The sequence below is a fragment of the Geodermatophilus sp. YIM 151500 genome, assembly GCF_025716945.1.
Lineage (GTDB): Bacteria > Actinomycetota > Actinomycetes > Mycobacteriales > Geodermatophilaceae > YIM-151500.
In genome coordinates this window covers 89511-98522 of record NZ_JAOVZT010000011.1, presented here as the reverse complement: position 1 = coordinate 98522, position 9012 = coordinate 89511, and the positions used below count along the sequence as shown (strand labels likewise).

Genomic DNA, 9012 nt, shown 5'->3' with positions numbered 1-9012 from the left:
GTCCCGCCTGCGCGGACCCCTCCGGGGCCCACTCGGCGCGACACCTCGCTACCCGGCCCGGGCCGCCGTCGTCCCCATCCGGGCGGCGAACCATGCCACGGTGCGTCGCAGCCCCTCCTCCGAGGGCACCGCGGGCCGCCAGCCGAGCACCTGCTCGGCGCGGCGGGTGTCCGGCCGGCGCACCTTGGGGTCGTCGACGGGCAGGTCGATGAACTTGATGGGCGACGCCGAGCCGGTCAGCTCCACGATCCAGCTGGCCAGGCGCAGCATCGACAGCTCGTCGGGGTTGCCGATGTTCACCGGTCCGGGGGAGCCGGAGAAGGCCAGCGCCAGGATGCCGGCCACCGTGTCGTCGACGTAGCAGATCGACCGGGTCTGCGAGCCGTCGCCGGCGACGGTCAGCGGCCGGCCGTCGAGCGCCTGCCCGATGAAGGCGGGGATGGCGCGGCCGTCGTCGGCGCGCATGCGGGGCCCGTAGGTGTTGAAGATGCGGACGATGCCGGTGTCGGTGCCCTTCGACGTCCGGTACGCGGTCGTCATGGCCTCGCTGAAGCGTTTGGCCTCGTCGTAGACGCCGCGCGGACCGACCGGGTTGACGTTGCCCCAGTAGTCCTCGTGCTGGGGGTGCACCAGCGGGTCGCCGTACACCTCCGATGTCGAGGCCAGCACGTACCGGGCGCCCTTCTCGTGGGCCAGGCCCAGGGTGTGCAGCGTGCCGAGGCTGCCCACCTTGAGCGTCTCGATCGGCATCTTCAGGTAGTCGAGCGGGCTGGCCGGCGAGGCGAAGTGCAGGACCAGGTCGACCGGCCCGGGCACGTGCACGAAGTCGGTGACGTCGCAGCGGACCAGCCGGAAGCCCGGGTGCTCCATCAGGTGGACGACGTTCTCCGGCGAGCCGGTCAGGAAGTTGTCGAGGCACACCACCTCGACGTCGCGGGCGAGCAGCTGCTCGCACAGGTGGGAGCCGAGGAAGCCGGCCCCGCCGGTGACCACCGCCCGGCGGACCGTGCGCTCGGCCGGGACGGGGGCGACGCTCCGCTGCATGGCCGCCGCATACCCGGGCACCGGCAGGGCACACTTCGGCGCCGAAGTGTTCGCCCCTACTGCAGGTACCCCTCCACCTCCCGCTCCGGGCGGGGTTGCGCCTCGTCGGGGTCCTCGCCGTACTGCCGCTTCGCCCGGCGCTGGCGCAGCAGGTCCCAGCACTGGTCCAGCTGCACCTCCAGCTGCTGCATCCGGGCTCGCTGGTCCTCGGTGTGCTCGGTGCCCTCCCGCAGCCGGTGCTCCTCGTCGACGAGTGCGGAGATGCGGCCCAGGATGTCCTTCTCGTCCATGGCGCTGTCCGTCATGGCGCTGTCGGTGCCCTCGCCCCCGCCCGCGGAAACGGTCCGGCCGGTCACCCGTCGGCCGCGTCGTCGGGCACCCAGCCCTCCACGAAGGCGGCCAGCCGACGGGTGATCGCCCCACCGGACCGGCCCACCGCCAGCAGCGCGGCCCGGTCGAGGGGCACCCGGACCGTCCGCCGACCCGGCGCCGTCCCGCGGGACCAGGCGGCCCGGCCGGCGTGCCCGGCCGCGACCAGGTCCGGCCACGGCCGGTCCAGCTGCTGCCGCAGCCGCGCGAGCGCCGCCGCGGCCGGTCCGGCGTTGCCGGCCAGCATCGCGGTCACGAAGGCGGGGTCGCTGCCGGCCACCCGGGTGCCGTCGCGGAAGCTGCCCGCGGCGAGCGCGAGGGCCAGCGGCCCGGCCTCGGCCGCCGCGGCGGCCAGCGCGGCGGCGAGCAGGTGCGGCACGTGGCTGACGGCGGCCACCGCGTCGTCGTGCTCGGCGGCGGTCACCGGCACGACCTCGGCGCCGACGGCCAGCGCGACCTCGGCCACCCGCAGCCAGCGGGCCAGGTCGGTGGCGGGTTCCAGGCACAGGGCCCAGCGGGCGCCGGCGAACAGCGACGGGTCGACCGCGTCCGGCCCGGACCGTTCCGTCCCGCACATCGGGTGCCCCCCGACGAACCGCCGTCCGTGGGCCGCGCCCACCGTGTCGAGCACGACCCGCTTGACGGAGCCGACGTCGGTGACGGTCGCGCCGGGGTCCAGGATCAGGTCGTCGAGCGCGGTGGCCATCGCCGGCAGCGGGACGGCGAGCACGACGACGCCGGCCAGCTCACGGGTGACGCGCACCCCCCGCGCGGCCGCGGCATCGCGGGCCGACGGGTCGACGTCCCACCCGGAGACCTCGCGGCCGCCGGCCGCCAGCGCCCCCGCCAGCGAGCCCCCGAGCTGGCCGAGGCCGACGACGGAGACCGGCGGAGCGGGCAGGGTCGGCACCGGCAGGCCCGGGCCGCCGGACATCACCCGGCCGCCCAGTCGCGGTCGGTGCGGAAGACGCGGGCCAGCGCCGTGGCCACCAGCCGGCCGTCGTCCGAGCGGGCCTCGATCCGGTAGACCGCCGTCCGGCTGCTGCGGTGCAGCTCGCTGCCCTCGGCGGTGAGCCGGTCACCGGGCCGGCCTGCGGCGAGGAACTCGGTGTGCACGTCCTGGGCGATGGCCACCGTGCCGTGGCTGTTGCTCACCGCTGCGTGCACCACGTCGAGCAACGCCATCGTCGCGCCGCCGTGCGCCATGCCGACCGCGTTGAGCAGCTGCGGGCCCACGGTCATCGACGCGCGCGCGTAGCCGGGCCGCACCTGCTCGAGCGTGATGCCCAGGTGCGCGGCCAGCGGATCGGCGGCCAGCCGGGCGAACAGCGCCTCGCTGACGTCGGGGGCGGTGTCGGGCGGCGCGGCGTCGGCCATGATCAGAGGTTATGACCCACGTGTCCGTCCCCCCTCGCCAGCCATGACGCCGCGGTCGTTCCTCCTGACGCCGGAACTCGCCGACTACGTGCGGGCCAGCTCCGAGCCGCCGGACCCGGTCGTCACCGACCTGCTCGCCGAGACCGCCGCGATGGCCGACCGCGGCGAGGCGCCGCCCACCTTCCAGATCGCGCCGGAGCAGGGCACGTTCATGCAGCTGCTCACGGCGGCTCTCGGTGCCCGGACGGCGATCGAGATCGGCACGTTCACCGGCTTCTCGGCGCTGTGCCTCGCCCGCGGGCTGCCGGCCGACGGCCGGCTGCTGTGCCTGGACCGCAGCGAGGAGTGGACGGCGGTCGCCCGCCGGTACTGGGAGGCCGCGGGTGTCGCCGACCGGATCGAGCTGCGCCTCGGCGAGGCGCTGGACCTGCTGCGCGCGCTGCCCGTCGAGGAGACGTTCGACCTCGCCTTCGTCGACGCGGACAAGGGCGGCTACCCCGCCTACGTCGACGAGCTCCACCCGCGGATGACGCCCAACGGCGTCGTCCTCCTCGACAACATGCTCCGCCAGGGCCGGGTGCTGGATCCGCAGACGGACGACGACCGGGTGCTGGTCGCGCTCAACGAGGCGCTGGCCACCGACCCGCGTTGGGAGACGGTGCTGCTCCCGCTGGCCGACGGGCTGACGCTGCTGCGGAAGCGATGACCGGGACGTCACGGCCCAGCTACGCCGTGCGGGTCAGCCGCCCCGGGCAGCGCTGGCGGGTCGAACTGCTGGCGCAGGACGCGGAGGACGAGCTGCCGGTGCTCGAGCGCGCGCTCGGCGAACCGGGCGCCGACGGGTGGCCGGGGCCGTTCGTCGTCGTCGTCGACTCCGGTCTGTACTTCGTCGTCCTCCGGCACGGACCGGGCGGCATGGTCCGCGCGCTGATCTCCGACGCGACCATGCAGGAGTGGGTGCTGGCCGCCGAGGTGGTCGAGCGGTACGGGATCGCGGTCGACACCGACGGCGCCTTCGACGACGACGAGTCGGGCTGGCCGGGCGGTGACCTCGACGTCTTCGCCGACGACGGCCTGCCCGCGGCGGAGCTGCGGCCCATCGTGACCGCCGACGACCTCTGGGCCGATGAGATGGTGACCCGCATCGCCCGCCGGCTCGGCTTCGCCGACGAGCTCGCCGCGGTGGTGCCGGCGTGAACGCGGGTGCGACGCCGGTCACCGCGGTGGTCTTCGACCTCGGCGGAGTGATCACCGACAGCCCGATGACGGCCTTCGCCGCCTACGAGCGGGAGGCCGGGCTCCCCGACGGTCTGATCCGGCGGCTGAACGCGACCGATCCGGACACCAACGCATGGGCGCGGTACGAGCGCGGGGAGGTCGACGTCACCGGCTTCCGCCAGGCGTTCGAGGCCGAGGCGCTGGCCTCCGGCCACCGGGTGGACGCCGCCCGGGTGCTCGCCGCCCTGGCCGGCGACCTGCATCCGGCGATGGTGTGGGCGGTCCGCCGGCTGCGGACGGCCGGGATCCCGCTCGCGCTGCTGTCGAACAACGTGGCACCCATGCCGCGGTCGGGTGCGCTGGGCGAGCTGCTCGGGCTGTTCGACGCCGTCGTGGAGTCGTCGGTCGAGGGCGTGCGCAAGCCCGAGCCGGAGATCTACCGGCGGGCGCTGGAGCGGCTCTCGGCCGCCGCGGGCCGGCCGATCGCCGCCGAGCAGTGCGCCTACCTCGACGACCTGGGCATCAACCTCAAGCCCGCGCGGGCACTGGGCATGCGGACCATCAAGGTGGTCGACCCGGCCGCGGCGCTGGCCGAGCTGTCGGCCCTGACCGGCATCGCGCTGGACGGGGCGGCCTCGTGACCGACGCGCTGCCCCCCTGGCGGTCGTCCGGCCCCGCCCGTGCTCTGAGTGCCGACGGCACCCACAGCACGGGCCCGCGGGGGGCAGGGTGCTGACGGCGGACGTCGACACCGCGATGACCCGCGCGCTGGAGCTCGCCGCCGCCGCCGTCGGCTGGGGCGACACGCCGATCGGCGCCGTCGTGCTCGCCCCGGACGGGCGGGTGCTGGCCGAGGCGGCCAACGAGCGGGAGAGGCGCGGCGACCCCACCGCGCACGCCGAGGTCCTGGCGCTGAGGGCGGCCGCGGCGGTGCACGGTGACGGCTGGCGGCTGACCGGCGCGACGCTCGTCGTCACCCTCGAGCCGTGCACCATGTGCGCCGGCGCGGCCGTGCTGGCGCGCGTGGCCCGCATCGTCTACGCCGCGGACGACCCCAAGGCGGGAGCGGCCGGGTCGCTGTGGGACGTCGTCCGCGACCGGCGGCTCAACCACCGGCCCGAGGTGACCGGCGGGGTCCGGGCCGAGGAGTCGGCCGCGCTGCTACGCGCGTTCTTCCGCGATCGGCGGGGCCTGTAGTCTTCCTGGCGGTGGCGTGTCCGAGCGGCCGAAGGAGCACGCCTCGAAAGCGTGTGAGGGGCAACCCTCCGTGGGTTCAAATCCCACCGCCACCGCCACACGAACGAGACGGCGGCGTCCGCGCGGGTCCACGACCCGGTCGGGCGCCGCCGTCGTCGTGTGCGGCGCGGACGCGTCGGCCGCGGCCGCCGTGGCGCGGGCGCGTCAGCCCCGGCCCTCGAGCACCCGGACCGAGTCGTCGCGGTCGAGCAGGAGCTCACCGTCCGGCCCGGTGGTCATGGTGAACCGGTGCAGTTCGCGCTGCGAGGTGCCGTCGGGATAGCGGAAGACGAGTTCGCCGGTGACGACCGGCGCGCCGTCCCGGGCGTCCACGTCGGCGAGCTCGACGTCGGCGAACTGCGCCCAGTAGTCCGCGTACCCCTCGGGTCCGATGAGGCCCTGCAGCGTCGGCCCCGTCCGGGCGTAGGCGGCGCCGGGGTCGTCCACGACGAGCGCGTGGTAGTCGTCCAGGAAGCCCTCGACGGCCTCGGCGCGGAACGGGTCGCCCGCCGGCTCGCTCGGGGACGGCTCGCTCGTGTCCGGGGCGGACGTCGGTGCCGACGGCTCCTGCGGCGTCTCCGGTGACCCCTGCGTCGGCTCGTCCGGCGTCGTCGCCGGAGCGCTCGTCGGCGGAGTCTGCTGCGCCGCCGTTCCGCCGCCGTCCGGGGCAGCGGCCCAGAAGCCGAGCATGCCGGCGATGACGGCGACCGCGGCCGCCGCCACCCACCACAGCGCCCGGCGGCGCCGTCGTCCGTCCGCCCCAGCGGGTGCGGTGCCGCGGCGGTCGGCCGGTTCGACTGCGGCCGGCGGCGCGGCCGGGGCGGGACGGGCGGGTTCGGAGTCCGGGACCCGGGACGGCGGCCGGGGCGGCGGCGGAGCCGGGGTCGGCGGAGGAGGTGCCGCTGCCCCCGGCCCGGCGGCTGCCGCACCCGCTGCTCCCGCCGCGCCGACCGCGCCGAAGCGCGACGTCCGCGCCCGGCCGGGGGAGGTGATGTCGGTGCGCGCCGTGAGCACCGTGGTCGTGTCGCCGTCCCGCCCGGCGGCCAGGCCGGCCAGCTCGTCGCGGACCTCCTGCATCGCCGGCCGGTCGGCCGGGTCGGTCGCGAGGAGGCGCAGCAACGGTTCGGTGAGCGCCCCGCAGTGCCGCGGCGGCGTGATGATCCCGCCGGCCACGCGGTGCAGCTGCTGCAGGGCGTTGTCGCCCATGCCGAACGGGGGTTGGCCCTCCAGGCAGGTGTAGAGCGTCGCGCCGAGGGAGAAGACGTCGCTCGCCGGACCCGGTTCGAAGCCCTGCGCGACCTCGGGGGCGAGGAAGGCCGGGGTACCGGTGATCTGACCGGTCTGGGTCAGCGTGACGTCGCCGCTCGCGTGCGAGATGCCGAAGTCGGTGATCTTGACCAGGCCCTCGACCCGGCCGCCGCGTCCGATGAGCACGTTGGCCGGCTTGACGTCCCGGTGCACGATGCCGGCGGCGTGGGTGGCGGCGAGCGCGTCGGCCACCTGGGCGCCGATCTGGGCCACCTGGTCGACCCGCAGCACGCCCTCCTCCGAGAGCACGGCGGCCAGGCTGCGGGAGGGCAGGTACTCCATGACCAGCCACGGCTGCCCGTCCTCCAGGGCGACGTCGTAGACGGAGATGGCGTGCGGGTGGCTGAGCCGGGCGGCGATCCGCCCCTCGCGGAGCGCGCGCTCCTTCTGCTGCCGGGCCGCCGCCGCGTCGGCGCCGGCCGGGGGGAGGACCTGCTTGACCGCGACGTCGCGGCCGAGCAGCTCGTCGCGGGCGAGCCAGACCGCGCCCATGCCGCCGCCGCCGATCTGCTCGCGCAGTCGGTAGCGGGCTGCGACGAGGTGGCCGGGCGATGTCACCTGGGCGTCAGACCGCCGACGGGGTCCCGTAGCGGCGCGCGTACTCTTCCTGGGCGCCGGCGGGCAGCGCGTCGTAGAGATCCCCGAGCTCCGCGACGGCCTCCGGCGACAGGTCGTCGAAGATCCGCGCCCAGGTCGGGGGCTCGTCGTAGCTGCGGGTCAGCAGCAGCTCCCACGCCTGCGCCTGCCGATCGCGCTTGCTGCGCTCGGCGAGGAACTCCGACAGATAGCGGTCCTTGGCCGCCGCCTTCTCCTCACGGGTGGCGCCCGCCGGCAGCGTCGACGGGTCGCCGCCCCTGAGCACGCCGACGATCGCGTCGACCACGTCCGGTCGCACCCCGTCCGACTCGCTCATCTGGCTGTCCTCCTCACTCCTGCGGCCCGCGCGCTGTTGACCGGGCCGGTGGCCGTCGCCGGCCACCCCTCCCGTGGCAGCATGCCGCACCGGGCCCGCCCCGGCTGTCCGGAGCACGCGCCGGAACGCACGCCCCGGGGCGCCGCCCGACCACGGCGGGAGTGACCGGTAGGATCGGGCCGCACTGGAGGATTCGCCTAGTGGCCTATGGCGCTCGCTTGGAAAGCGGGTTGGGGGCAACCCCTCGGGAGTTCGAATCTCCCATCCTCCGCAGGTAGAGGCCCGCGACCGCGGCCAGCACGAGCAGGCCCCCGGCCAGCGCGCCGGGGGCGAGGCGCTCGCCGAGGAACGCGGTGGCCAGCGCGGTCGCGGTGAGCGGCTCGAGCAGCGTGGCGATCGAGGCGACCGCGCCCGGCACGCTCTTCAGCCCGGCGAAGAACAGGGCGTACGCCAGCGCGCTGGGCACCAGCCCCAGGTAGAGCAGCACCGCCAGCGTGCCCGGTTCGGTGGTCGAGCGCAGACCCATCGACAGCGCGACCGGGGTCAGCAGCACCGCTCCGCCGGCGAACCCGGCCAGGGTCACCGGCACACCGGCCGGAACGCCGGCGCCGGCGAGCGTGACCACGGCGTAGCCCAGCGCCGAGCCGACCGCCATCAGCGCGCCCAGCACCACCGCCGTCCCGGAGTCCGCGCCGGCCGAGATGCCCACCAGCAGGACCAGCCCGGCCAGGGCGGCGGTGAGGGCGACGAGCGTCGTCCGGTCGGGACGGCCGTGCCCCAGCAGGGTCGCCCCGACCGCGATCAGCAGCGGCGCCAGGCCGAGGGCGACGAGCGTGGCGATGCTCACGCCCGCGGTCGTCACCGCGGCGAAGTAGGCCAGCTGGTATCCCGCGAGCCCGGCGCCGACCAGCGCCAGCCGGACGGCGACGCCGCGGCCCGGGCGCCCGACGGGCTGCGGGCGGTCGGCGCGCCGCGACCGGGTGGCCAGGTGCAGGAGGAGCAGCACGGCGGCGCCGATGGCCATGCGGTGCCAGGCGATGTCGAGCGGGCCGAGGTCGCTGCGATGGGCGACCACCTGGCCGCTGATGCCGGCCGTGCCCCAGCACAGCGCGGCGAGGACGACGAGGAGGAAACCGCGCCCGGGCGCGGCGGGGGAAGGGGTGGACATGACGCTCCTGGGACGAGGACCAGACGGGGCCGCGGGTCCGGAGCGCACGGAACGACGGCCGGTGCTCGACCGGCCGGTCAGCGGCGGGCACGGCCCGCGGCGCTCCGGATCAGGAGCGAGGCGGGGGCAGCGCGCGGGCGTGCCGGGAGGTCATGGCCGCAGACCTTAGCGGCGGGTCCGCCCGGCGCGCGAACGACTTCCTCTAGAGTGGTCGGCAGACCCCTCGTGCGGCGTCACCCCGTGAACCTCCCCAGGGCCGGAAGGCAGCAAGGATAAGCGGGCTCTGGCGGGTGTGCGGGGGGTCCTTGTCTGCTGCCTCGCGATCCTCCGGATCGCACCGCGACCAGCTGCCGTCCCCCGGCCGCGCGGAGCCGCTGCT

Annotated in this window: 10 protein-coding genes, 2 tRNA genes, 1 other RNA gene and 1 pseudogene; 7 read left to right on the top strand and 7 right to left on the bottom strand. The window is 76.0% G+C overall.

The annotated features are described in order from the left end of the window. Nucleotides 1–48: 48 nt before the first annotated feature. From OF117_RS17210 to OF117_RS17195, 4 genes are read right to left on the bottom strand one after another with little or no spacing between them, the layout of a single operon-like run. Complete coding sequence (locus OF117_RS17210) at nt 49–1044, bottom strand: UDP-glucuronic acid decarboxylase family protein (protein ID WP_263554070.1); 996 nt, start codon at nt 1042–1044, stop codon at nt 49–51. Between the two features lie 56 nt (nt 1045–1100). Next, nucleotides 1101–1349 carry a DUF2630 family protein gene (locus tag OF117_RS17205; RefSeq protein ID WP_263554069.1) on the bottom strand — a complete coding sequence of 83 codons (249 nt, stop codon included), beginning with the start codon at nt 1347–1349 and terminating at the stop codon, nt 1101–1103. A 47-nt stretch (nt 1350–1396) separates the two neighbouring features. Beyond that, entirely contained in the window at nt 1397–2347 is a 951-nt protein-coding gene (locus OF117_RS17200) for a prephenate dehydrogenase (protein WP_263554068.1), read from the bottom strand. Then, complete coding sequence (locus OF117_RS17195; RefSeq protein WP_263554067.1) at nt 2347–2790, bottom strand: PaaI family thioesterase; 444 nt, start codon at nt 2788–2790, stop codon at nt 2347–2349. Before OF117_RS17195 ends, OF117_RS17200 begins: the two co-directional genes overlap by 1 nt. A gap of 43 nt (nt 2791–2833) precedes the next feature. Here OF117_RS17195 and OF117_RS17190 point away from each other — a divergent pair, with 43 nt between their 5' ends. From OF117_RS17190 to OF117_RS17170, 5 genes are all read left to right on the top strand, one after another. Next, nucleotides 2834–3496, top strand: a complete 663-nt coding sequence (locus tag OF117_RS17190) for an O-methyltransferase (RefSeq protein WP_263554066.1) — start codon at nt 2834–2836, stop codon at nt 3494–3496. Further along, nucleotides 3493–3987 carry a tRNA adenosine deaminase-associated protein gene (locus tag OF117_RS17185; RefSeq protein WP_263554065.1) on the top strand — a complete coding sequence of 165 codons (495 nt, stop codon included), beginning with the start codon at nt 3493–3495 and terminating at the stop codon, nt 3985–3987. Before OF117_RS17190 ends, OF117_RS17185 begins: the two co-directional genes overlap by 4 nt. After that, a complete protein-coding gene (locus OF117_RS17180; protein WP_263554064.1) occupies nt 3984–4649 on the top strand; it encodes an HAD-IA family hydrolase in 666 nt (221 codons plus the stop codon). Before OF117_RS17185 ends, OF117_RS17180 begins: the two co-directional genes overlap by 4 nt. A gap of 88 nt (nt 4650–4737) precedes the next feature. Then, nucleotides 4738–5205, top strand: a complete 468-nt coding sequence (locus OF117_RS17175) for a nucleoside deaminase (protein WP_263554063.1) — start codon at nt 4738–4740, stop codon at nt 5203–5205. A gap of 10 nt (nt 5206–5215) precedes the next feature. After that, nucleotides 5216–5303 (top strand) — tRNA-Ser (locus tag OF117_RS17170). A 106-nt stretch (nt 5304–5409) separates the two neighbouring features. Here OF117_RS17170 and OF117_RS17165 read toward each other — a convergent pair. Together OF117_RS17165 and OF117_RS17160 are read right to left on the bottom strand one after the other, a co-directional pair. Further along, nucleotides 5410–7110, bottom strand: coding sequence for a serine/threonine-protein kinase (locus OF117_RS17165; protein WP_263554062.1), 1701 nt, complete (start codon nt 7108–7110; stop codon nt 5410–5412). 7 nt (nt 7111–7117) lie between these two features. Continuing rightward, nucleotides 7118–7465: a hypothetical protein gene (locus OF117_RS17160; protein WP_263554061.1), complete on the bottom strand. Its 348-nt coding sequence runs from the start codon at nt 7463–7465 to the stop codon at nt 7118–7120. A gap of 186 nt (nt 7466–7651) precedes the next feature. Here OF117_RS17160 and OF117_RS17155 point away from each other — a divergent pair. Next, nucleotides 7652–7736: transfer RNA gene (locus OF117_RS17155), tRNA-Ser, on the top strand. A 63-nt stretch (nt 7737–7799) separates the two neighbouring features. Here the strand turns inward: OF117_RS17155 and OF117_RS17150 are convergent. Then, nucleotides 7800–8633 (bottom strand): annotated as a pseudogene (locus OF117_RS17150) (DMT family transporter); the annotation flags it as partial. Nucleotides 8634–8847: 214 nt separating this feature from the next. Between OF117_RS17150 and ffs the strand changes: the two are divergent. Continuing rightward, an RNA gene (gene ffs / locus OF117_RS17145) (signal recognition particle sRNA small type) lies at nt 8848–8943 on the top strand. Nucleotides 8944–9012 lie beyond the last annotated feature (69 nt).